The organism is Pseudomonas sp. 910_23 (assembly GCF_052850795.1).
The window spans coordinates 59340-82895 of record NZ_VXCZ01000007.1 but is presented as its reverse complement, the minus strand read 5'-3'; the positions used below and the strand labels follow the sequence as shown (position 1 = coordinate 82895).

The following is a 23556-nucleotide window of genomic DNA, read 5'->3' as shown; positions in this document are numbered from 1 at the left end:
CGGTTTGCCGCTGCTGTAGACGGCGGCAGTCGAGGCGCGCCTCTTCAGCGCACTGCCGACTTGGCCGCTCGGATTACGCGGTCCGACAACTCACCCGGCCCCAGTGCGCGAGCCAATGTCAGGCCACCCACCATCAAGGCCATGTCCGCCAGCGCCTTGTCGATGTCTTCAGGGCTGTCGGCCAGTTGCGCAGTCATCAGCTCCACGTGCTCGCTCAAGACCTCGCGAAATGCGTCGGGCAAGCGACCCATCTCGCCAACTGTGGCCGGCAAGGGGCAGGCCTGGGAGGTTGAATCACGATGCTTGCGTGACAGATAGAAGGCCGCCACCAGCGCCCGACGCTCTTCGCCGGTGAGCTGCGTGTCCAGATCGTCGATAGAGGCCCGGCGCTGCGCCAGCAACTGGCTGAACGCCTCCAGCATCAACGCGTCCTTGCTTTCAAAGTGCGCGTAGAAACCACCGACGGTCAGCCCTGCCGCCCCCATGACCTCCCCCACACTCGGCTCAGCCGGGCCGCGCTGGATCAATGCCGCGCTGGCAGCCTGCAAAATACGTTCGCGGGTTTGCGCTTTTTTATCGCTCATCAAGGCCTCCGACTTTCATGGGTTGGATATTATTACCATAATAATATTGCGCAAGCGAAAGGTACGACCGCCGGTCAGAACAAAAAAATGGAATCAATCAAGAAAATGGACAAACGCCAGACAAACAAAAGGGCCATTCAATAATTGAATGACCCTTAAAAATCCCGCAAAGCGGGTAATCGTGGCGTCCCCTAGGGGACTCGAACCCCTGTTACCGCCGTGAAAGGGCGGTGTCCTAGGCCACTAGACGAAGGGGACACAAACCTTCTATACACTGATCAGCGCTGAGAACTGATCGATTCAAGGACGGTGTGGCCGGAACCTTGAACCTGTAAAATTGGTGGAGCTAAACGGGATCGAACCGTTGACCTCTTGCATGCCATGCAAGCGCTCTCCCAGCTGAGCTATAGCCCCGGATTTTTCGTCTCGCGACGCAGCAGACCTTTCGAGCTGCTTGTTGAAAATGGCGTCCCCTAGGGGACTCGAACCCCTGTTACCGCCGTGAAAGGGCGGTGTCCTAGGCCACTAGACGAAGGGGACAAAACCTTCTGTACATCTGATCAGAGCTGAGACCTGATCAATTCAAGGACGGTGTGGCCGGAACCTTGAACCTGTAAATTGGTGGAGCTAAACGGGATCGAACCGTTGACCTCTTGCATGCCATGCAAGCGCTCTCCCAGCTGAGCTATAGCCCCTCATCGGTGAGGACGGGGCGAATCTTAATGGCGGTTTGGAAACGTGTCAAATTTATTTTCAACAATTTTCAAAATTTTTTGCCGGGATAACAATCACTTACCGACGAAACCCCGGAAAACCGGGGTTTCGTCACTGCAACGGCCTGCTTAAGCGATGGCGCCCAGCAGCTTTTCCCATTCCTTGTTTTCTTTCTTCGACACACCACCAAGCAAATCAAGGGCTTGGCGCAGGCGGAAACGGGTCAGGTCCGGGCCGAGGATTTCCATCGCATCGAGCACCGACACCGAACTCGCTTGCCCGGTGATCGCGGCAAACATCAGCGGCATGGCATCGCGCAGTTTCAGCTCAAGGGATTCCACCACCGCCTGGATCGTGGCCGTGATCGCATCTTTTTCCCACTGGCGCAGGCTTTCGAGCTTCCACAGGATCAACTGCATCAGTTGGCGAACCTGGTCGCCGGAGAGCTTTTTGGATTCAAACAGCTTGGCATCCGGGTTCACGCCGCCGGCAAAGAAGAAACTGGCCAAGGGCGCGACCTGGCTGAATGTCTCTACCCTGCCCTGCACCAACGGCGCAATCTTCATCATGTACTCGGGGTTCAACGCCCATTGCTGCACGCGGCTGGCAAACTCTTCCACGGGCAAGTCACGCAGCCACTGGCCGTTGAGCCACGACAGCTTCTCGATATCGAAGATCGGCCCGCCGAGGGAGACACGGGAGAGATCGAAGTTGTCGACCATTTCCTGCAACGAGAATTTCTCGCGCTCGTCCGGCATCGACCAGCCCATGCGGCCCAGATAGTTGAGCATCGCCTCAGGCATAAAGCCCATGCGCTCGTAGAACGTTACCGACGTTGGGTTCTTGCGCTTGGACAGCTTGCTCTTGTCCGGGTTACGCAGCAGCGGCATGTAGCACAGCTGCGGTTGCTCCCAGCCGAAGTATTCATACAACAGGATCAGTTTCGGCGCCGATGGCAGCCACTCTTCGCCGCGCAGCACATGGGTGATGCCCATCAGGTGATCGTCGACCACGTTGGCCAAGAAGTACGTCGGCAAGCCGTCGGTCTTCATCAACACTTGCATGTCCATGCGGTCCCACGGGATTTCGACGTCACCGCGCAGCATGTCCGGCACCACGCACACGCCTTCGCTCGGCACTTTCATGCGGATAACGTGGGGTTCGCCAGCCGCCAGGCGTGCGGCCACTTCTTCTTTGGACAGCAGCAGCGCGCGACCATCGTAGCGCGGGGTCTCGCCACGGGCCTGTTGCTCGGCGCGCATCTGGTCCAGCTCTTCGGCGGTGCAGAAGCACGGGAAGGCGTGGCCCATGTCGACCAGTTGCTGGGTGTATTGCTTGTAGATGTCGCTGCGCTCGCTCTGGCGATACGGGCCATGCGGGCCGCCGACGTCCGGACCTTCAGCCCAGGTAATGCCCAGCCAGCGCAAGGCATCGAAAATCTGCTGTTCCGACTCACGGGTGGAGCGCAGTTGGTCGGTATCTTCGATCCGCAGGATGAATTCACCACCATGCTGCTTGGCAAAGCAGTAGTTGAACAAGGCGATGTAAGCAGTACCGACGTGGGGATCCCCAGTAGGCGATGGCGCAATGCGCGTGCGGACGGTGGTCATGGCAGGTCTCGAATGGGCGATAAAACTGAAAATTGAAACAAGGGGCGAATGGTAACAGCCTGGGTGATTTCTGGAAAACCGCGGCACGGCTATCGGGAGCAAGCCCCCTCCCACATTTGACTGTATTCACAAATCAACATGTGGGAGGGGGCTTGCTCCCGATGAGGCCAGTAAAGCCAGTGCAAATCAGACAGTCAGCAACCGCTCGCGCAACTTGCCAATCTCATCCCGCGTCTGCGCCGCCGCCTCAAACTCCAGGTCCCGAGCCAGCTGGTACATCTTCTCTTCCAACTGCCGAATCCGCTTGGTGATCTCACTCGGCGAGCGCAGTTCGTTCTCGTACTTGGCACTTTCCTCGGCAGCCTTGGCCATGCCCTTGCGCTTCTTGCTGCGCGAGCCGGGCACGGTAGCGCCTTCCATGATGTCGGCAACATCCTTGAACACGCCTTTGGGGGTGATGCCGTGCTCCAGGTTGAACGCGATCTGTTTGTCGCGACGCCGCTGGGTCTCGCCAATCGCACGCTCCATGGAGCCGGTAATGCGGTCCGCGTAAAGAATCGCCCGGCCATTGAGGTTACGCGCCGCCCGGCCGATGGTCTGGATCAACGAGCGCTCGGAGCGCAGGAAGCCCTCCTTGTCCGCATCCAGAATCGCCACCAGCGACACTTCGGGCATGTCCAGCCCCTCACGCAGCAGGTTGATCCCCACCAGCACATCGAAGGTCCCCAGGCGCAGGTCGCGGATGATCTCTACCCGCTCCACGGTGTCGATGTCCGAGTGCAGGTAACGTACGCGCACGCCGTGGTCGGCCAGGTAGTCGGTCAAGTCTTCGGACATGCGCTTGGTCAATGTGGTAACCAGCACCCGCTCTTCCAGGGCTACACGCTTGTTGATCTCCGACAGCAGATCGTCGACCTGGGTCAACGCCGGGCGGATTTCAATCTCCGGGTCCACCAGGCCAGTAGGTCGCACCAACTGCTCGATCACGCGACCAGCGTGCTCGGCTTCATAGTTGCCGGGCGTCGCCGACACAAAGATGGTCTGCGGGCTGATGGCCTCCCACTCGTCAAAGCGCATTGGCCGGTTGTCCAGCGCCGACGGCAGGCGGAAGCCGTACTCCACCAGGGTTTCCTTACGCGAGCGGTCGCCCTTATACATGGCCCCCACCTGCGGCACGCTGACGTGGGATTCGTCGATCACCAGCAAGGCGTCCGGCGGCAGGTAATCATAGAGGGTCGGCGGCGGCGCCCCGGATTCGCGACCCGACAGGTAGCGCGAGTAGTTTTCGATGCCGTTGCAGTAGCCCAGCTCCAGGATCATTTCCAGGTCAAAACGGGTGCGCTGCTCAAGGCGCTGGGCTTCCACCAGCTTGTTGTTGGAACGCAGGTACTCCAGGCGCTCGGCCAACTCGACCTTGATACCCTCTATGGCGCCCATCAGGGTTTCACGCGGGGTCACGTAGTGGCTTTTCGGGTAGAAGGTAAAGCGTGGCAGCTTGCGGATCACCTCGCCGGTCAACGGGTCGAAGGCCGACAGGCTTTCGACTTCGTCATCGAACAGCTCGATGCGGATCGCTTCCAGGTCGGATTCGGCCGGGTAGATGTCAATCACATCGCCGCGCACCCGGAAGGTGGCGCGGGCGAAGTCCATGTCGTTACGGGTGTACTGCAGGCTCGCCAGGCGGCGCAGCAGTTCGCGCTGGTCGAGTTTGTCGCCTCGGTCAACGTGCAGCACCATCTTCAAGTAGGTTTCGGGGCTGCCCAGACCGTAGATGCACGACACCGTGGTGACGATGATGGCGTCCTTGCGCTCCAGCAACGCCTTGGTCGCCGACAGCCGCATCTGTTCGATATGGTCGTTGATCGATGCATCCTTCTCGATAAAGGTATCGGAGGACGGCACGTAGGCTTCGGGCTGGTAGTAGTCGTAGTAGGAAACGAAGTACTCAACCGCGTTGTTGGGGAAGAACGCCTTGAACTCGCCGTAAAGCTGCGCGGCCAGGGTCTTGTTCGGCGCCAGCACCAGGGTCGGGCGGTTGGTCTGGGCGATCACGTTGGCGATGCTGAAGGTCTTGCCGGAACCGGTCACCCCAAGCAGCGTCTGGTGCGCCAGGCCGGCCTCGATGCCTTCGACCATCTGGCGAATGGCTTCCGGTTGATCGCCGGCGGGTTCAAAACGGGTAACGAGCTGGAAATCCGACATAACGTACCTCGTGAAGTCACCCCAGACTCGACACCGCCAGGGACGAAATAGCTCAGCAACCCGCGAATAATCATCGCAGGTTGCAGGAAAAAACCATGATAGCTGTAGAAGTGGTGGCGAATGTGACGGGTTTCAAGGCTGACGTCCTACATGTCCTTTCCCTTCAAGGTTGCAATAAGACTAACGGTCAGCAAATAAACCGAAAAACTTGGCCGAAAAGCCATTTCGGCTGTCGCCCTGCGCGGTGATGGCCTCTATACTAGCTCCCCGTTTGTGCACCGCTCTAGTGCATTCGGCTGGAGCGCGACACGTCCCTCCCTTCCCCCATAGAGCTGCCGCAAAAATGAGCCTGTTCTCCGCTGTCGAAATGGCACCACGCGATCCTATCCTGGGCCTCAACGAAGCATTCAACGCCGATACACGAACCACCAAGGTCAACCTTGGCGTGGGCGTTTACTGCAACGAGGAGGGGAAAATTCCACTCTTGCGTGCCGTTGCCGAAGCGGAAGCCATTCGCGTGGCGCAACACGCCGCCCGTGGCTACTTGCCGATCGACGGTATCGTGGCCTACGACCAGGCCGTGCAGAAGCTGCTGTTTGGTGCGCAGTCGCCCCTGCTGAGTGCCGGCCGTGTGATTACCGCCCAGGCCGTCGGCGGTACTGGCGCGCTGAAAATCGGCGCCGACTTCCTCAAGCAACTGCTGCCCGACGCCGTTGTTGCCATCAGCGACCCAAGCTGGGAAAACCACCAGGCGCTGTTCGAAAAAGCCGGTTTCCCGGTGCAGACCTACCGCTACTACGACGCGGCCACCCACGACGTGAACCGTGCCGGCCTGCTCGAAGACCTCAACGCCCTGCCACCACAGTCCATCGTGGTGCTGCACGCCTGCTGCCACAACCCGACCGGCGTCGACCTGAGCCCGGCCGACTGGCAAAACGTGCTGGAGGTGGTCAAGGCCAAGAACCTGGTGCCGTTCCTCGACATGGCCTACCAGGGCTTTGGCGATGGCATCGACGAAGACGCCGCCGCAGTGCGCCTGTTCGCTGAGTCGGGCCTGACCTTCTTTGTGTCCAGCTCGTTCTCCAAGTCGTTCTCGCTGTATGGCGAGCGCGTAGGCGCGCTGTCGATCGTCAGCGAGTCCAAGGAAGAAAGCGCGCGCATCCTGTCCCAGGTCAAGCGCGTGATCCGCACCAACTACTCCAACCCGCCGACCCACGGCGCGGCCATCGTTGCAGCTGTGCTGAACAACCCTGAACTGCGTGCCCAGTGGGAAGCCGAGCTGGCTGAAATGCGCTTGCGCATCCGCGGCATGCGCGAACAGATGGTGGCCGAGCTGGCCAAGGCTGCGCCAGGTCACGACTTCAGCTTCGTCGGTCGCCAGCGCGGGATGTTCTCCTACTCCGGCCTGACCGTTGAGCAAGTCACACGCCTGCGTACCGAGTTTGGCATCTATGCATTGGACACCGGGCGTATCTGTGTGGCGGCGCTGAACCAGTCGAACATTGGTGCGGTGACCAAGGCGATTGTCGAGGTGCTGTAAGCCGGCAAGCGTTAGACGAAGGGGGAAGCCATTGGCTTCCCCCTTTTTATTGGCGAACACACTAGACTGAACGCCGACTGCCTCCTTGCTGCGAGAACCCTATGAGAAACGATGACCTGGACCTGCGCGCCGACCGCGACGAATTGCACGACTATGCCCCACGCGCACCGCAAGCCAAGCGCCAGAAGAGTTTGGTTCTGCAAGTGGCGTTAGGTGTATTTCTTGGAGGGTTGGCTTTATGGCTGGTGCAACTGGGTGCAACGGCGATCATGGCCAAACTGGCGATGGGCACCCTGCAATTTGGCGGCTGATGTAAGACACCTGTGGGAGCTGGTTTGCCTGCGATAGCGGTGTGTCATTCAATGAATCTTTAACTGAACCGCCGCTATCGCAGGCAAGCCAGCTCCCACATTTGATCTACGGTGCTGGTAGATTGCGTTCTTCCAGCAGTTTTACAAAGCTGTTCAAACTCTGCGATACCGTGCCCCGCCGCCAGATCAGCCAGGTATTCAAGATACGGAATGTGTCGGGCAGCGGCCACACGCTCACCGCCGCACACCCCGGCATACTCTCCAGCATACTGCGCGGCATCAGCGCCAGCCCGGCCCCGGCGCTGACACAAGCCAACATGCCATGGTACGACTCGATCTCGAAGATCTTGCCCGGCACCGCGCCATCCTGTGAAAACCAGCGTTCAAAGTGATGCCGGTACGAGCAGTTCGAGCGAAACGTATAAATGTTCTCGCCATTCACATCCTGCCCCCGGCTGATCGGCGCGTGATGCAGCGGCGCGATCACCACCATCTCCTCCTCAAACACCGCCACACCCTCCAGCGTGGAGTGCAGCACCGGGCCATCGACAAAGGCCGCCGTCAGCCGGCCCGACAGTACGCCTTCGATCATGGTGCCCGAGGGGCCCGTACTCAGGTCCAACTCCACCTTGGTGTATTGCTGGTTATACGCCGCTAGTAACGCAGGGATACGCACGGCCGCCGTGCTCTCCAGCGAGCCCAGGGCAAAGGCGCCCTGGGGCTCCTCCCCCGCCACCGTGGCGCGGGCTTCTTGCACCAGGTCGAGAATGCGCCGCGTATAGCCGAGGAAATTCCACCCGGCGGGGGACAAACGTAAGCGACTCTTCTCACGGATGAATAACTCCACGCCCAAATCCTGCTCCAGTTGCTTGATGCGCGTGGTGAGGTTCGACGGCACCCGATGAATCAACTGCGCGGCGGCGCTGATGCTGCCTTGTTCGGCAACGGCCTTGAAGATTTCCAGCTGCACCAGATCCAAGTCATTCTCCATTCATGAACGTATTGCTTAATATTATTCAGTTTCCAGAAAAGATACAGCCCCGTACGCTGGCCATCATTCACTCTTTCAGCCGGACGGTGCCATGAACAACGCTATTTCCCATCAGACCCACGCCTTGTCGATCAACCCCGCCAACGGTGAAACCGTTGCCAGCTACCCCTATGAAAGCGCAGCACAACTGGATGCCGCCCTCACCCGCGCGACCGATGCCTTCCGTACCTGGCGCCACACCCCGGTGAACCAGCGTGCCGACTATCTGCTGGCCCTGGCTGCCGCCCTGCGTGAGCAAGCTGAAGACATGGCGCAGATGATCACCCTGGAAATGGGCAAGCCTATCGCCCAGGCCCGCGCCGAGATTGAAAAATGCGCCCAGCTCAGCGAGTGGTACGCCGCCCACGGACCGGCCATGCTCGCCCCGGAACCTACCTTGGTGGACAACGGCAGCGCCCGGATCGAATACCGCCCACTGGGCCCGATTCTCGCGGTGATGCCGTGGAACTTCCCGGTGTGGCAAGTGCTGCGCGGCGCCGTGCCGACCCTGCTCGCCGGCAACACCTATGTACTCAAACATGCGCCCAACGTAATGGGCAGCGCCTACCTGATCCAGCAAGCGCTGCGCAAAGCCGGTTTTGCCGAAGGCGTGTTTGAAGTGATCAACGTGACCCAGGACGGCGTGTCCACCGCCATCGCCGACCCGCGCATCGCCGCCGTGAAGCTCACTGGCAGCGTGCGCGCCGGTATCGCCATCGGCTCACAGGCCGGGGCCGCGTTGAAAAAATGCGTGCTGGAACTGGGTGGCTCCGACCCGTTTATCGTGCTCAACGACGCCGACCTCGACGCCGCCGTACAAGCCGCCGTCATCGGCCGCTTTCAGAACAGCGGCCAGGTCTGCGCCGCCGCCAAGCGCTTGATCATCGAAGCCGGCGTGGTTGAAGCCTTCACTGCCAAATTCCTGGAAGCCAGCCGCGCCCTGGTGATGGGCGAACCCACCTCGACCGCCACCTATATTGGCCCCATGGCGCGTTTTGATCTGCGTGACGAACTGCACGGCCAGGTCCAGGCGACCCTGGAAGAAGGCGCCACGCTGCTGTTGGGTGGCCATAAAGTCGCGGGCGCGGGCAATTACTACGAACCGACCGTCCTGGCCGACGTCACCGACCAAATGACGTCGTTCAAACAGGAACTGTTCGGCCCCGTGGCGTCGATCATCACCGCCCGCGACGCCGAGCACGCCGTGGCCCTGGCCAACGACAGCGAGTTCGGCCTGACGGCCAGCATCTTCACGGCCGACGCGGCAAAGGCGCGAGCGATTGCCGACCAGCTGGAAACCGGCGGGGTCTTCGTCAACGCGTTCAGCGTGTCGGACCCTCGGGTGGCGTTTGGCGGCGTGAAGAAAAGCGGGTTCGGCCGCGAGCTGTCGCACTTCGGTGTACGCGAGTTCTGCAATGCGCAGACGGTGTGGCTGGATCGTAAGTAGCCTTGGCGCTTCAACAATTGATATGTCGCCGCACGCACTGCACCAAACCATCCAGGGCCTGGGGTTTTACCGGCGCGAGCACACAGACCGTGTGCTCGCGCGCTCCCTCCGTCACTGTCAGGGTGTAATGCACCTGGCCGGGGTTGCCTGGTTCAGGGCGAGTGCTTTGCGGCAACCGAAAGAAACCCGAGTCTTCGATCAGTTGCCGTAACTCTTGCTGGTCCTGCTCGGGCAGCGCGTCCAGTTCGACGCTGCGCGGTTTGGCCAACCCTGGAAAAAACGCCGCCCCGCCGCTTTCCTTGATTGAAATTCGCATGGCTGTTCCTCGCCGCACAGGCGGCTTCGTCAAACGTTAATGCCCACCGCTTTCCAGCCTGCCTTGACCGCCTTCTGCTCATCCTTGTTTACGCCATAAAGCTGACCGGCAATATCATGGGTGATACGCGCAAAACGCAAAAAGCCGGAATTGGGCCGCAGCCGCGAATCGCGCAGTGCGTCATACCAGATCCGCCCTGCACGCTCCCAGGCGAACCCGCCAATCTTGGTGGCCACCTGATAGAACGCGTGGTTGGGAATGCCGGAATTGATATGCACGCCACCATTGTCCTCGTAGGTTTGCACAAAATCATCCATATGCCCCGGCTGCGGGTCTTTGCCCAGCAGCTTGTCATCAAAGGCGGTGCCCGGGGCTTTCATCGAACGCAGAGCGGTGCCTTTGATCTTTTTGGTAAACAGCCCCTTGCCGATCAACCAGTCGGCGTCCTCGGCCGTTTGCTTCAGCGCGTACTGCTTGATCAACGAACCGAATACATCCGACAGCGACTCGTTCAGCGCGCCGGACTGGTTGAAGTACATCAGCTTGGCCTCATCCTCGGTCACGCCATGAGCCAACTCATGGCCAATGACGTCGAGTGCCACGGTGAAGCGATTGAACAACTGCTGGTCGCCATCGCCGAACACCATCTGGGTCGAATTCCAGAACGCGTTGTTGTAGTCCTGGCCGAAGTGCACCGTGGCGTCCAGCGCCATGCCCGCATCGTCGATGGAGTTGCGGTCGAATACCTGGTCAAAAAAATCGAAGGTCGCGCCCAGGCCATCATAGGCTTCGTCCACCGCGGCATCGCCACTGGCGGGCTGCCCTTCACCGCGAACCAGCTTGCCGGGCAGGCTATCGGTGTTTCCGGCGCTGTAGATCGAGCGCTGTTTCTCGGCGCCCACGGCCAGCGCCATGCGGGCCGGGCCCTTGGCGGGTACCGCGACCATACGCAACGACCGGAACGTGCTGTCCTTGGCGCGCGTGCGTAATGCGACCTCCCGCTGGGCTTTATCCCCGTGGCGGGCGATCTGGTCGAGCATGTACGGCGGGATCAGGCAGAAAATCGGGTTGCGCAGTTGGCGAACACACATGAGCTGGCTCCTTTTTGGCGTGTGATGAACGTCCGGGTAACGGTTTTCAGGATAGCCCTGTGTTCGCCCCCTGGGCCAAATTGTCATGAGTTTGTGTTTCAGTGGTGTTTATCCGAGGCCCATAAGGAACATGCCCATGCCCGCCCGCACAGCCAAAATCGACCTTTCCCACCGCCCAAGGCTCGCCGACCTGCGTCCATTGGTCGCGGCCAGCCCCACCCTGCTGGAAACCAGAGCCGCGACGCCGCGTGTCACAGCGGCCAAGGACTTCAAAAACCGCGCGGGCTATGCCGACGATTTCCTCAGCGATTTCGTGGTGCCATGGCCCACGGTTGGCGAGCCACTGGCGGGCGACGTGCAACCCAAGCGCCTGGACTACACGCATTTCTCCATCACCATGTCGCGCTCCCGAAGATTGGCGCTCTACGTGGGGGTCAATATCGACGGCGCCAAGCATGTGGACATCACGCGCAGCAACGACACCTGGGCCTACGATGGCCGCCTGCCCCTGGACGCCCAAGTAGGTGAAGACCTCTATGCCGGCAATGGCCTGGACCGCGGCCACCTGGTACGGCGCCAGGACCCCAACTGGGGCGACGAGGCGAACACCGCCAACTTCGACACCTTTCACTTCACCAACTGCTCCCCTCAAATGAGCGGCTTCAACCAGAAAACCTGGCTGGAGCTCGAAGACTACATCCTCGACAACACCCAGCGCTGGAAAGCCCGGGCCACGGTGTTTACCGGGCCAGTGTTCGCCGATGACGACCGGCTTTACCGTGGCGTGAAAATCCCCAAGGCGTTCTGGAAAGTGGTGGCTTACCTCAGCGACGATGGCAAGCCCTCGGCCAGTGCCTACACCATTGACCAAAGCCGCGAACTGGGCCAACTCGACCTGGTATTCGGCCCGCTTCGAACCTACCAGCGCAGTGTGATCCAGATCGAACAACTGACCGGCATCCGCTTCGCCAACCTGGCCGACTACGACGGGTTCAGCAACGAAGAACGCGCCACAGGTACGCGGATCGAAGCGCTGATCCGCGGGCCGCAAGATATTCGACTCTGATTCGCTCCTACAGGGCGCGATCGCTTACCATACCGCCGCCGGTTCCCGTATGGGACTAACAGGGAATTCGAAACGCCGCACGCGACGTGAACCGAAACTGCCCCCGCAACTGTAGATGCCGAGCCTGCTCCCCACTGCCACTGGACCGCGTCCGGGAAGGCGGGAGCAAGGCGACGACGCATCAGTCAGGAGACCTGCCGGCCCAGCTAATTCACTAACCGGCGGGGTGTCCGGGAAGGACATCCTGGCCCTGCCCATCAGCAGCGTCCATGGGCGTATTTCCGAGCCGTACCTCCCCTGCTGCATCTACGGTTCACAAGGAGATCGCCTCATGCTGCCACGCGTTACCGCCCTGATCGCAGGCTTGGGTATGTGTGCCCTGGCGCAAGCCGCGCCCACTCAGTACCCGTTGACCGTGCAAAACTGCGGCAGCACCCTGACCTTCCAGCACGCCCCCGCCCGCAGCGTGACCATCGGCCAAGCCGCCACCGAGATGCTCTACGCCCTGGGCGTGGGCGACAAGGTGGTCGGCACTTCGCTGTGGTTCAACAACGTGGCGGCGCAGTACAAGGCCCAGGACGACCGCGTCGAGCGCCTGGCCAACAACGAGCCAAGCTTCGAAGCCGTACTCGCCAAGCGCCCGCAACTGGTGGCCGCCGAGCTGGAATGGGTGGTAGGGCCCCAAGGCGTGGTCGGCACCCGTGAGCAGTTTCATGAACTGAAGATCCCCACCTACCTGTTGCCGTCCGACTGCGAAGGCAAGGACAACCTGGTGGGCGCCGATGGCACCCGGTTGGAGCCCTTTCGCATCGAGACGATCTACCAGAGCCTCCAGCAACTGGCGCAGATTTTCGACGTACAGGATCGCGGCCAGCAACTGACCGACGAACTCAAGGCGCGCCTGGCCAAATCCGTCGCTACGGCGCAGGGCAAAGGCTTGAAGCAGGCCAGCGCACTGGTGTGGTTCTCCAGCGCCGAAATGGCCAGCGACCCTTACGTAGCCGGCCATAAGGGCGTGCCGCAATTCATGCTGCAAACCCTAGGCCTGCGTAACGTCGTGCAGTCCGATGAAGAGTGGCCCGCCGTCGGCTGGGAAACCATCGCCAAGGCCAACCCCACCTTCCTGGTGATCGCACGCATGGACCGCCGCCGCTACCCGGCCGACGACCATGAAAAGAAACTCGCCTTCCTGCGCAGCGACCCCGTGACCCGTAACATGGACGCGGTCAAGAACAACCGCATCATCATCCTCGACGCCCTGGCGTTGCAGGCGAGCCTGCGCACCTTCGAAGGCCTTGAACAACTGGCCGCCGCCATCGACGGCTATAACCTGGGCCAATGATGCGCACCCTACTCGCCCTGGCGTTGCTGCTGCTCGCCCTACTCGCTGGCGTCGCCATCGGTGAAACTGCCATCGAACCGCAGGTGGTGCTGCAGGTGCTCGCCAATAAACTCTGGGGCGCAGGCTTCGTGCTGGACCCCATCGACGAAGGTGTGGTGTGGAACTATCGGCTCACCCGTGCCCTGGTGGCCGCAGCCTGCGGCGCAGGGTTGGCAACATGCGGCGTGATCCTGCAATCACTGCTGCGTAACCCGCTGGCCGATCCGTACCTGCTGGGCATCAGCGCCGGCGCGTCAACCGGCGCGGTACTCGTTGCCTTGATTGGCGTGGGCGGTGGCCTGGTGTCGTTATCGGCCGGCGCGTTTGTGGGGGCGATGGCGGCGTTTGCGCTGGTGACGCTGCTGGCGCGGGCCAGCGGTTCGTCCAGCGGCACCGGGCAAATCATCCTCGCAGGCATCGCCGGCTCGCAGTTGTTCAATGCCCTGACCGCGTTCCTGATCACCAAGTCCGCCAGCTCCGAACAAGCCCGCGGCATTATGTTCTGGCTGCTGGGCAACCTCAGCGGCGTGCGCTGGCCGTCGGTGTGGTTGGCGGTGCCGGTGGCGGTCGTGGGGCTCGCGGTGTGCCTGTGGCACCGTCGCGCACTGGATGCGTTTACCTTCGGCAGCGACTCGGCGGCCTCCCTCGGCATCCCCGTACGCCGAGTGCAATTTGTGCTGGTGGCCTGCGCTGCGCTGGTGACGGCGGTGATGGTGTCCATCGTCGGCTCCATCGGGTTTGTCGGTTTGGTGATTCCCCACGCGGTGCGCCTGTTGCTCGGCACCGGGCATTCGCGCTTGTTGCCGGCCAGCGCCTTGGGTGGCGCGCTGTTTTTGATCGCTGCGGACGTGCTGTCGCGCACCTTGATCAAGGGCCAGGTGATTCCGGTGGGTGTGGTGACCGCATTGGTGGGCGCGCCGGTGTTTGCGCTGATCCTGATTGGCCGGAGGAATGCGCGATGAGCGTGCTCAGTTGCAGCGGCCTGGGCTTCAAAGTGCGTGAGGCGCAGTTGCTGCGTGACGTTGACCTGGACGTGCAGTTGGGTGAAACCCTCGGCATCGTCGGGCCCAATGGTTCAGGCAAATCCACCCTGCTCAAATTGCTGGCTGGATTACGTGTGCCGGCCAGCGGCGATGTTCGCCTGGGTGGCAAGCCGCTGGGTGAGTTGCCGCGCCGCACCATCGCGCAACAATTGGCGGTCGTGGAGCAACAGGCCGACACCGACGACGCCATTCGCGTGTTCGATGCCGTGGCCCTGGGCCGCACGCCGTGGCTGTCGGCGCTGAGCCCGTGGTCGCGCGAAGACGATGCCATCGTGCATCAGGCCCTGCACGACGTAGACGCCACCCACCTGAGCCAACGCGCCTGGCGCAGCCTCTCCGGTGGCGAGCGTCAGCGCGTGCATATCGCCCGCGCCCTGGCGCAACGGCCGCAGATTTTATTGCTGGACGAGCCGACCAATCACCTGGATATCCAGCATCAACTGGCGATCCTCAAAGGCGTGCAAGGCTTGCCGGTGACGACCTTGATTGCGCTGCATGATCTGAATCAGGCGTTGACCTGTGATCGCCTGGCCGTACTGGATCGCGGGCAACTGGTGGCGCTGGGCGCGCCGCTGCAAGTGCTGACGCCGCAGCGTTTGCAAGAGACATTCGGGGTACAGGGGCATTACCTGACAGACCCGTTCGACGGTGCGCAAATCCTGCGTCTGCGCTCCAACTGAACCGTAGGTTGGAGCAGCTTGTTCTGGTGACAGCCTGACAGCCAACTGTGATCAAAATGTGGGAGGGGGCTTGCTCCCGATGTCGGTGGGTCAGTCATAGATGTGTTTGCTGACACTCCCTCATCGGGAGCAAGCCCCCTCCCACATTGGTTCTACAGAGGCAGGTGCATATGGGTTGTTTGCCAGATCGGGTCGGCCTCGACATCCACCACTTCGAACCCCTGCCGCCGCCAGAAATCAATCGCGCCGGGCAGAAACGGATGGGTGTGCAAGTACATCACCTCCACGCCATCCGCCCGCGCCAGCGCCTCCAGCGAGCGGTACAACTGGCGCGCCAGGCCCAAGCGTCGCACTGCCGGGAGCACATACAGGCGCACCACTTCCACCGTCTTGCGCCCCTGATAGTTCAACTGCGGGAAGCGGCCGTCGTAGGGCCGATAAGCCACTGCGGCAACGATCCGGCCTTCGGCACGGGCAATCAAAAACCGCCCGCCGCCCTCAAGGTAGATGGCTTCAAACTGCGCCAGATCGTGAGGAACACCGGTGGCACTGAGCGTAGGAAACAGTTCATCACGCGCCTGCAAAGCGAAGCTCAGCACCTGGGGAATGTCAGCGGCCTGCACCGCCTCGATACTAACGCTCATCGCCAAGGATCCGACCCGCTATCCACTGGCGAGCGTAAGCCAACACGCGATCGGCCATCGCCACCTGAAAATGAATAAACCCATGGGCCGCTTCCGGCAGTAGATGGGCCTCAACCGCCGCCCATCGCTCGGCGATAAGCAGGGTGTCATCCTTGAGCGGGTCCAATTCGCCCACGAACATCAGCGCTGGCGGCAGCCCCTCAAAGTCCCCATACAAAGGGGACAACGGCGGCTGCCGGCGCGTCTGGTCGCTGATCCCCGGCGTTAGAAGGCGCAGCGCCTGGACCATGCCCGGACCGTCCAGCAACAAGGTGCCCGGACCGGCCGTGCGCACACTGGGCGTGCCGGTCAAATCGTAGACGCCGTAATACAACACCGCGCCGCTTACCCGCTGGAGCAACTCGGGCCATTGTTTGAGCGCCAACAAAGTCGCCGCCGCCAGGTGCCCGCCGGCCGATTCACCGACGAAAAACACCGGCAGGCCGGCAAACTCCGGGCAATCCGCCAGGAGCCAGCGCGCAGCCGTCAGGCAATCGTCCAGCAACCCTTCGATCGGCGTATCTACCGCCAGCCGGTAATCCACCGACACCACCGCCACATCGCACGCGTTGACCATGCCGAGGTTAAGGTCGTCATTCATTTGCGCATTGCCGATCACCCAGCCACCGCCGTGGATATCCAGCACCACGCCTTTGAGCTTGCCACTGGGGCGCAAGATGCGCACGGGCACCGTGCCCAGCCTTTTCAGCTCAACCACGGGCGCCTTCTTGAACGTCTGGCTGGCGCGTAGCAGTGCCTGGATCATGCGCGGCGTCACGCGGTTGCGGACTTTAAAGCGCGGCATCCACGCCAGTTTCTGATTGAAGCGGCGCATCTGGGCCAGTTCGGGCTCGCTGGCGGGCCAATGCTGGTAAGCCATCAGCGATTATTACGCAGGATCGAGAAGTTCAACGCCGCGGCCACGCACAGCCACGCCAGATACGGGAACAGGATCAGTCCGGTAATCAAATCCAGGCGCACGGCCAGCACCACCATCGCTGCCACGGTGAGCCACAAGAGCACGATAATCAGCATCCCGACGAACAACCGATGGGCACCGAAGAACACCGGCGTCCACAGCGTGTTCAATGCAATCTGCGCCGCCCACAAGGCCAACACCATTTCGCTGCCGGGGATCAGGGTCAAGCGGTAACCGGCCCAGGCCAACAGCAGGTAGATGATCGTCCATGCCACCGGGAACAGCCAATTGGGCGGGGTAAAGCTGGGCTTGACCAGGGATTCGTACCAGGCACCGGGTTTGAAGATCACACCGGTACTGGCGGCGGCGGCGCAGGCGAGCAGGAAGATGAAAAAGGTCATGGTCGGTCCTTGAGGTCCTGTGGATGGAAAAACAATGCACTGCTTTGAGTGACTCAAGCAACCGCGGATAAATTCAATGGGAGCAGCAAAATACCCGCTCTTCTGCGCGTCATGAAAATTGGTTATGGTCGGCAACATCCAGCACCGTTGCCCGAGACGTCCCCTTGCCCAAGCTTGCCGATCACCGCAGCAGCCCCTGGTCAGTGTTCCTGATCTTCCTGCGCCTGGGCCTCACCTCCTTCGGCGGGCCGATTGCGCACCTGGGCTATTTTCGCCAAGAGTTCGTCACCCGCCGCCGCTGGCTCAGCGAGCGCAGCTATGCCGAACTGGTCGCCCTCTGCCAATTCCTGCCCGGCCCGGCCAGCAGCCAGGTCGGTATCGCGTTGGGCCTGTCCCGCGCGGGTTACCGGGGCGCGGCGGCAGCCTGGGCCGGGTTCACCTTGCCGTCGGCCATCGCCCTGATCCTGTTTGCCCTGGGGCTGGCCCACTACGGCGGCGCCCTCCCCCATGGCGCGCTGCACGGCCTCAAGGTCGTCGCCGTAGCGGTGGTGGCCCAGGCCGTATGGGGCATGGCACGCAACCTGTGCCGAGGCGTTTTACGGGTGGCGTTGATGTTGATCGCCGCCTGCGTGGTGCTGCTGCAACCCTCCGCCTGGGCTCAAGTCGGGGTCATGGTGGTCGCAGGCGTGGCCGGCTTGTTGCTGTTCAAGCCCGAGAGCAGTGCCGAGCCCGACGCGCTGCCCATCGCCATCAGCCGCCGTGCCGGAGCCCTGTGGTTGATGCTGTTTTTGCTGCTGCTTATAGGCTTGCCACTCCTCTCCGCATGGGCGCTCAACCCCACGCTGGCGCTGGTGGACGCCTTCTACCGCACCGGCGCGCTGGTATTCGGCGGCGGCCACGTAGTGTTGCCGCTACTGCAAGCCGAAGTGGTGCCCAGCCACTGGGTCAGCAACGATGTATTCCTCGCCGGTTACGGCGCCACCCAGGCCGTGCCCGGCCCGCTGTTCACCTTCGCCGCCTTCCTCGGCGCCTCCATGACCCATGCCCCGAGCGGCTGGCTTGGCGGCGTGATCGCCCTGCTGGCGATCTTCGCACCGTCGTTCCTGCTGATCTTCGGCGCCTTGCCCTTCTGGGCCAACCTGCGCAGCAGCCCGCGCACCCAGGCGGCGCTGGCCGGGGTGAACGCGGCGGTGGTTGGCCTGTTGTTGGCGGCGCTGTACCAGCCGGTGTGGACCAGCGCGATTTTCAATGTGTATGACGTGGCGTTGGCGCTACTCGCACTGGTCGCGTTGATGGTGTGGAAGCTGCCGCCATGGCTGGTAGTAATAGGTTGCGGCGTACTCGGGGGGTTACTGTAGGAGCGAGCTTGCTCGCGAAAAACTCACAGGCGCCGCGTTTAATCTGAAGGCACGCGTTATCGTTAACGATTTTCGCGAGCAAGCTCGCTCCTACAGCATTGGGGCTCAGCCAGGCTCGACAATCTTGAGCCACGGCCAACGCGCCTGATAACTCCTGGCCTTGTGCAAAAACAGCTCCGGCTCCGGATGCAAAGGGTTGATGCGCAAGACACCCTGCTCCGCATCCTCCAGGCCATAAGGCGCATACACCTCGCCCGAGGCAATATCCAGCGCAATGCACGTGCCCGCCACCAGGTAACGGTCAATCCCCTGCCGAGCCGAATGCAACTGCGGATAAGGCCGGCCAAACCGCTGCCCATACCAAAGGTGCACCCGCGCCTGATTCTTGACCTCTACATTCACGCCCAGGTCCTCAAATAGCGCCTGTGCTCGGCGAATCACCGCGTCCTCCGCCTCGTAGGACACATCCTCATCAAAGTAAAAAACGTCGTAATCCTTCACGCCCTGATCGGCCGGCAGATTCGCCTGATGATTCCACACCGCCTGGAACAGGCAGCCCGCCGTGAGCATGCACTGCTGCACACCCAGATCCGGCAGGCGCGCGGTGATTTGCGCATTGATCGGGTTAGCCATGGCCAATTCGAGCAAGGTGTCGACAGTCAATGTCATGTTCAGTCCTCCATCGTCGGCCGCAACAATACCACCCCAACATGTCACTTCTGTAGGAGCGAGCTTGCTCGCGAAAACCCCAAACGATAACGCAGCGCCTGAAGGCAAAATCCGATTCCCCTGCCGCACCTTGCTCCATCGCCTGCGCGTGCATCTGCCGCCGTGCGACGATCCTGCTTATCCCTACCTTTAGTCGGATATTCCTGAGGGGCCTGACGCAACGGCTAGCCTTCAGCCTAGCGTCAGGGATAACGCTGAATATTCGGTCCATGAAGGGCCAGTACGCCTCATCGTCCCGACGCGTTACCTGCTGAGGAGACGATAATGAAAATAACCCTGAAACGGTTGGCGTGCCTGGGTGCAAGCTTCACCAGCGCGCTCGCCATGGCCGATGCGGCCACACCCCCCGTGCTGTCACCTGCGATTCCCTTCGACGTCACCGCCAACTCCCCCACCACCCTGGACAGCCTGCAACACGATTTCGACATGCTGTCGTGGCAGACCTTCGTCGCCCTGAACTGGCCCGCCAACGCAGACGGCAGCGCCAACACCTCGGCGAAAATCGGCGCGCCGGGGCAGACGGTTTGGGAGTCGTGGAAAGAGAGCTACGCGATTTTCCTGCCCCAAGGCCAGAAGCCGCTCGCCTGGGACCAGCACACGCCGCCACCCGCCGCCTGCCAAGGCAAGGGGAACCTGCCCGTGCTGCAACAGATGGGCAAGGTCGCCGGTGTGCTCGACGAATTCATCCAGCCGTTCAAAACCGGCCCGCTGGTGGACCAGAACGGCACCTACACGCGCAACGCGATCATGGTCAACCAGCCGATGTTCGACGACATCGTCAACAAGGGTCTCTACAGCAAGGAAGGTCAGCAAGCGTTTCTGAGCAAGGCCGACAACCGCATCGCCTTCTCCTGCGGCTCGCAGGAGCACAAGGAGGTCGGCGCGATCATGGTCAAGTCGGCCTGGAAGGTACTCGGCGGCAACGACAACCCACAGGAATTCCACGCCGTGGACGCCCTGGTTTACACCCCCGGCAACACCGACCCGAACACAGGCGCGGTGATTCCCGAGTCGTGCAGCGCGCAGAAGGTCGGGCTGGTCGGCCTGCACATCGTGCACAAGACCAAAGAAGCCCCGCAGTGGGTGTGGTCGAGCTTCGAGCACGTGCGTAACGTGCCGGAAGAGACCACACCGATGAACGAGCGCAAGGGCCCCTACCTGTTCTACGACGCCCAGGCCAGCAACCGCCCGGTGAACGAGCCGCCCGAGCAACCGTGGGACCCGTCGAAGAAAGCCACGCCTTCGCAGATCGTACGGGAAATCCCGCTCACCGCCGCGACCCACCAGCTCAACGCGCAGTGGCAAGGCGCGCTCCAGGGTACGGTCTGGGCCAACTACCAGCTGATCAGCACCCAGTGGCCAACCGCCCCCGCCGATGACTGCAAAGTACCGTCGCCGACCAACCCGCTGGGCACGCCTGCGCCGAACTTCCTGGCCAACGCCACCCTGGAAACCTACAACCAGGGCACTACGCCGCAAGCTTCATCCAGTTGCATGGAGTGCCACAACAACGCGACCACCCGGGTGACCCAGTCCCCGCGCACCAGTTTCGCCGATTTCACCTTCCTGCTTGAACGTGCCCAATCCACCGGTGCCAAGGAGTGATGCCATGAGCGACCCGAACCTGCAGAACTTCATCAACCTGTCCGCCGCGCTCACTGGCCTTGCCGCCGACCTGCTCGCGCCGGCACTCGACCCGATCAAACTGCCGCCGCTGTTCTTGGCCACTGCCCAGCAAGGCATGGGTACCGCAGCGTTCAGCAATCTGCTGACGCTGTACGCCAGCGTCAAGGATCAAACGCCTGCGCAAATCGCCAGCGCCGTACTCGGCAGTTCGGACGCGCAGATCGCCCAGGGTGCCCGCTCGATCATGAAGCTGTGGCTGCTTGGCAGCTGGTACCAGCCTTATGACCAGGGCAACGCCCACAAGGGTAACGTCCGCGTGGTCTCTGACCAGGCCTACAAGGAAAGCTGGGCGTGGAAGATCGCCCAATCCCACCCTATGGGCTACAGCCAGTACCACTTCGGCTACTGGAACGAGCAGCCACCGACCCTCAAGCAATTCACCGGTGTCGACGCCAAGGAAGGGCAGCAGCCATGAGCACTCTAAACACCCAGAACATCGAAACCGCCGATGTAATCGTCGTGGGCGCCGGCATGGCCGGCAGCGTCATGGCCTATCAGTTGGGCCTGGCCGGCTTGAAAGTGCTGGTGCTCGAGTCGGGCCCGGCGATACCGCCTAACCGCAGCGAGTACCTGGAGCGCTTCTACACGGCCGTGCTCAAGGCGCCCGAGTCGCCCTACCCACCGGAGCAGTCCGAGCAGACCCCAGCCAAACAGTTCGCCCCGCGAGCGACTATCCAGGACTTGATCACCGCCGGCAGCGACGACCCGAACAAGTTGCAGAAGAGCTACCTGGTACAAACGGGCAAGCAACTGTTCGCCAGCACCTACGAGCGGGTAGGCGGCGGTACCATGTGGCACTGGATGGGCACGGCCCTGCGGCTGTTGCCCAACGACTTTCGTATGCAAAGCAAGTACAAGGTCGGGGTCGACTGGCCGATCAGCTACGACGACCTGCAAACCGCCTACTGCCGCGCCGAGGAAGAGATGGGCGTGTCCGCTGATGTGGCGTCGCAGACCTACCTGGGCGTGACCTTCCCGCAGGGCTATCAATACAGCATGCACGGCATCCCGCCGTCGTTGGTCGACCAGGGCGTGGGCAAAGCCGTCGATGGCACGCAGTACCAGGGCATCACCCTAAAAGTGCGGCAAACTCCAGCCGGGCGTAACTCGCAGAACGACAACGGTCGCCGGGTGTGCGCCGGCAACACCAGTTGCACGCCGATCTGCCCGATCCAGGCCAAGTACGACGCCACCGTGACCATGGCCAAGGCGCTGGATACCGGCAACGTGCGCATCCTCTACCAATGCGTGGCGAGCCAGGTGCAGGTCGATGACAATAATGGGGTCACGGGTATCGATTTCATCCAGTACCAGAACAACGGCACCCGCCAGAACGGCAAGGCCCAGGGCAAGCGCTACGTGATCGCCGCCCATGCGATCGAAACGCCGAAGCTTCTGCTCAACTCGGCCAGCCCGGACAGACCCAACGGCGTGGCCAACAGCAGCGGCCAGGTCGGCAAGTCGTTGGCCGACCACCCGGTGTACTTGGCCTGGGGCCTGATGCCCGAAGGCAAGCCGCTGTTCCCGTTTCGTGGGCCGTTGTCCACCTCGGGGATCGAAGACATGCGCGATGGCCCGTTCCGCAGCCAGCGTGCCGCCTGGCGTATCGAAATCGGCAACGAGGGCTGGAATTGGTCGGCGAATGATCCGTACGCCACGGTCTGCGATTTCATCGACGGCACCAACGAAGGCGGCGCCAACCCTGATAAAAAGACGTTGTCCGGCGTGGAGCTGGTGCGCCAGCTCAACAGCGTGCTGACCCGCCAGTTCCGTCTGGCCTTCTTGATCGAGCAGGTCGAGAAAGACCCCGACAAAGCGCTGTGCCGGGTAGAGAGAGCCAAGGGGTTCACCGACGGCTTGGGCCTGACCAGGCCGCAGATCGCCTACGAACTGTCCGACTACACCAAGGAGGGCTTCAAGCAGGCACGCCTGGCCGCCACGTATATCATCACCAAGCTGATGGGCGCCACCGAACTGACCAACCTGAACCCTGAGCTCAAGCCCGGCTCGCAGACGGTGTTCGAGCACGGCGGCCAGAACTACGCGTTCTACGGTGCTGGCCACCTGATGGGCACCTACCGCATGGGCTCGGACCGCAGATATTCGGTGGTGGACAAGGACCAGCGCAGCTGGGACCACCCCAACCTGTTCCTGGTCGGCGACGGCGTATTCCCCTCCACCGGCACCGCCAACCCGACCTTGACCATCACCGCGCTGACCTTCCAGGCCGCCGACGTGGTCGCCAGCGATCTGCTCAAGCGTACCGTGCAGGTGCAGGCCAACCAGGCCTGGCAGGGCACCGGCGTGCAGGTCAACGGGCATAGCTGGCAACTGGCGGTGTGCACCGGTGGGCAGTGGACGGCCAACCCGGGCACCGGCATGGTCGGCGCGGCGGGCCACCCAGGCCTGACCGCCAAACCCGGCTATACCTTGCCCGGTCAACCGGAAGGCGCGTTGATCGGGCGTATCGGCCCCAGCGGCGCGCCGTTCCTGGTGGGCAACCAGGCGCAATTGCCGCGTGGCCAGCAGGGAGAGCTGCAATTGTGCATCAACGACGATCTGGCCGGGCGCTACGGGGCTGGCCTGAGCGATAACAGAGGCAGCCTGTCGGTGGAGGTGCGTTTCGGGACGGTGTAGGCGTTGGCGTAGCAACCCCGCAGTGCTGCGGCGAGGCCGCAGTGTTGTGGGGTTGCTCTCTCAATCCCGTCACTTACAAGCTATCGGCCACGCCTAACGCAGTGAGCCATTGCCGCTGGTTGTGACAG

General features: G+C 62.0%; 21 protein-coding genes, 4 tRNA genes and 1 riboswitch. Of the genes, 11 read left to right on the top strand and 14 right to left on the bottom strand.

Annotation, left to right across the window (positions count from 1 at the left end; genetic code table 11):
- Window positions 1-44: 44 nt before the first annotated feature.
- The 7 genes from FW800_RS10565 to uvrB all read right to left on the bottom strand — a co-directional run bounded on the left by FW800_RS10565 (window position 45) and on the right by uvrB (window position 5110).
- Complete coding sequence (locus FW800_RS10565) at window positions 45-584, bottom strand: TetR/AcrR family transcriptional regulator (RefSeq protein WP_005789779.1); 540 nt, start codon at window positions 582-584, stop codon at window positions 45-47.
- 182 nt (window positions 585-766) lie between these two features.
- Window positions 767-842: transfer RNA gene (locus FW800_RS10560), tRNA-Glu, on the bottom strand.
- Between the two features lie 80 nt (window positions 843-922).
- Window positions 923-998 (bottom strand) — tRNA-Ala (locus FW800_RS10555).
- Between the two features lie 50 nt (window positions 999-1048).
- Window positions 1049-1124, bottom strand: a tRNA-Glu gene (locus tag FW800_RS10550).
- A 79-nt stretch (window positions 1125-1203) separates the two neighbouring features.
- Window positions 1204-1279: transfer RNA gene (locus FW800_RS10545), tRNA-Ala, on the bottom strand.
- A 147-nt stretch (window positions 1280-1426) separates the two neighbouring features.
- Window positions 1427-2908: a glutamate--tRNA ligase gene (gene gltX / locus FW800_RS10540; protein ID WP_005789780.1), complete on the bottom strand. Its 1482-nt coding sequence runs from the start codon at window positions 2906-2908 to the stop codon at window positions 1427-1429.
- A 186-nt stretch (window positions 2909-3094) separates the two neighbouring features.
- A complete protein-coding gene (uvrB, locus tag FW800_RS10535) occupies window positions 3095-5110 on the bottom strand; it encodes an excinuclease ABC subunit UvrB (protein WP_078821857.1) in 2016 nt (671 codons plus the stop codon).
- Between the two features lie 343 nt (window positions 5111-5453).
- Here uvrB and FW800_RS10530 point away from each other — a divergent pair, with 343 nt between their 5' ends.
- Both FW800_RS10530 and FW800_RS10525 read left to right on the top strand, forming a co-directional pair.
- On the top strand, window positions 5454-6650 hold the full coding sequence (locus FW800_RS10530) for an amino acid aminotransferase (protein ID WP_228308725.1): 1197 nt from the start codon (window positions 5454-5456) through the stop codon (window positions 6648-6650).
- A 101-nt stretch (window positions 6651-6751) separates the two neighbouring features.
- Entirely contained in the window at window positions 6752-6961 is a 210-nt protein-coding gene (locus tag FW800_RS10525) for a hypothetical protein (RefSeq protein WP_005789784.1), read from the top strand.
- Window positions 6962-7067: 106 nt separating this feature from the next.
- Here the strand turns inward: FW800_RS10525 and ptrR are convergent, their stop codons facing one another.
- Window positions 7068-7940 carry a putrescine utilization regulator PtrR gene (gene ptrR, locus FW800_RS10520; protein WP_194438778.1) on the bottom strand — a complete coding sequence of 291 codons (873 nt, stop codon included), beginning with the start codon at window positions 7938-7940 and terminating at the stop codon, window positions 7068-7070.
- Window positions 7941-8043: 103 nt separating this feature from the next.
- Here ptrR and FW800_RS10515 point away from each other — a divergent pair, with 103 nt between their 5' ends.
- Window positions 8044-9438, top strand: a complete 1395-nt coding sequence (locus tag FW800_RS10515) for an aldehyde dehydrogenase family protein (protein ID WP_446437575.1) — start codon at window positions 8044-8046, stop codon at window positions 9436-9438.
- A gap of 10 nt (window positions 9439-9448) precedes the next feature.
- On the opposite strand, the gene FW800_RS10510 is transcribed toward FW800_RS10515, so the two are convergent.
- Both FW800_RS10510 and FW800_RS10505 read right to left on the bottom strand, forming a co-directional pair.
- Window positions 9449-9754 carry a protealysin inhibitor emfourin gene (locus FW800_RS10510; RefSeq protein WP_005789790.1) on the bottom strand — a complete coding sequence of 102 codons (306 nt, stop codon included), beginning with the start codon at window positions 9752-9754 and terminating at the stop codon, window positions 9449-9451.
- Window positions 9755-9783: 29 nt separating this feature from the next.
- Window positions 9784-10845, bottom strand: coding sequence for a M4 family metallopeptidase (locus FW800_RS10505; protein WP_446437574.1), 1062 nt, complete (start codon window positions 10843-10845; stop codon window positions 9784-9786).
- 136 nt (window positions 10846-10981) lie between these two features.
- Between FW800_RS10505 and FW800_RS10500 the strand changes: the two genes are divergently transcribed.
- From FW800_RS10500 to FW800_RS10485, 4 genes are all read left to right on the top strand, one after another.
- The gene (locus FW800_RS10500) at window positions 10982-11911 is read left to right on the top strand and encodes a DNA/RNA non-specific endonuclease (protein ID WP_446437573.1); all 930 of its coding nucleotides are present in this window, start codon (window positions 10982-10984) and stop codon (window positions 11909-11911) included.
- A gap of 22 nt (window positions 11912-11933) precedes the next feature.
- Window positions 11934-12127, top strand: a riboswitch (cobalamin riboswitch).
- A gap of 115 nt (window positions 12128-12242) precedes the next feature.
- Complete coding sequence (locus tag FW800_RS10495; protein ID WP_446437572.1) at window positions 12243-13253, top strand: ABC transporter substrate-binding protein; 1011 nt, start codon at window positions 12243-12245, stop codon at window positions 13251-13253.
- A complete protein-coding gene (locus FW800_RS10490) occupies window positions 13250-14254 on the top strand; it encodes a FecCD family ABC transporter permease (protein WP_032880229.1) in 1005 nt (334 codons plus the stop codon). The genes FW800_RS10495 and FW800_RS10490 overlap by 4 nt, the downstream gene beginning before the upstream one ends.
- Window positions 14251-15015: an ABC transporter ATP-binding protein gene (locus FW800_RS10485; RefSeq protein ID WP_228308730.1), complete on the top strand. Its 765-nt coding sequence runs from the start codon at window positions 14251-14253 to the stop codon at window positions 15013-15015. Before FW800_RS10490 ends, FW800_RS10485 begins: the two co-directional genes overlap by 4 nt.
- Before the next feature lie 152 nt (window positions 15016-15167).
- On the opposite strand, the gene FW800_RS10480 is transcribed toward FW800_RS10485, so the two are convergent.
- Genes FW800_RS10480 through tspO form a run of 3 tightly spaced genes read right to left on the bottom strand, consistent with a single transcriptional unit; the run spans window position 15168 to window position 17018 of the window.
- Window positions 15168-15659, bottom strand: coding sequence for an N-acetyltransferase family protein (locus tag FW800_RS10480; protein WP_446437571.1), 492 nt, complete (start codon window positions 15657-15659; stop codon window positions 15168-15170).
- A complete protein-coding gene (locus FW800_RS10475) occupies window positions 15649-16578 on the bottom strand; it encodes an alpha/beta hydrolase (protein ID WP_228308732.1) in 930 nt (309 codons plus the stop codon). Before FW800_RS10475 ends, FW800_RS10480 begins: the two co-directional genes overlap by 11 nt.
- A complete protein-coding gene (gene tspO, locus FW800_RS10470) occupies window positions 16578-17018 on the bottom strand; it encodes a tryptophan-rich sensory protein TspO (RefSeq protein WP_446437570.1) in 441 nt (146 codons plus the stop codon). Before tspO ends, FW800_RS10475 begins: the two co-directional genes overlap by 1 nt.
- Window positions 17019-17182: 164 nt before the next feature.
- Here tspO and chrA point away from each other — a divergent pair, with 164 nt between their 5' ends.
- Window positions 17183-18376, top strand: a complete 1194-nt coding sequence (gene chrA / locus FW800_RS10465) for a chromate efflux transporter (protein ID WP_446437569.1) — start codon at window positions 17183-17185, stop codon at window positions 18374-18376.
- A 105-nt stretch (window positions 18377-18481) separates the two neighbouring features.
- On the opposite strand, the gene FW800_RS10460 is transcribed toward chrA, so the two are convergent.
- Window positions 18482-19045 (bottom strand): nucleotidyltransferase family protein, encoded by a 564-nt coding sequence (locus FW800_RS10460; RefSeq protein ID WP_446437568.1) that lies wholly within the window; start codon window positions 19043-19045, stop codon window positions 18482-18484.
- 324 nt (window positions 19046-19369) lie between these two features.
- On the opposite strand from FW800_RS10460, the gene FW800_RS10455 reads away from it, so the two are divergent.
- Genes FW800_RS10455 through FW800_RS10445 form a run of 3 tightly spaced genes read left to right on the top strand, consistent with a single transcriptional unit; the run spans window position 19370 to window position 23428 of the window.
- On the top strand, window positions 19370-20710 hold the full coding sequence (locus FW800_RS10455) for a cytochrome C (RefSeq protein ID WP_446437567.1): 1341 nt from the start codon (window positions 19370-19372) through the stop codon (window positions 20708-20710).
- A gap of 4 nt (window positions 20711-20714) precedes the next feature.
- The gene (locus FW800_RS10450; RefSeq protein ID WP_446437566.1) at window positions 20715-21206 is read left to right on the top strand and encodes a sorbitol dehydrogenase; all 492 of its coding nucleotides are present in this window, start codon (window positions 20715-20717) and stop codon (window positions 21204-21206) included.
- Window positions 21203-23428: a GMC oxidoreductase gene (locus FW800_RS10445; RefSeq protein ID WP_446437565.1), complete on the top strand. Its 2226-nt coding sequence runs from the start codon at window positions 21203-21205 to the stop codon at window positions 23426-23428. The genes FW800_RS10450 and FW800_RS10445 overlap by 4 nt, the downstream gene beginning before the upstream one ends.
- Window positions 23429-23556: the final 128 nt, after the last annotated feature.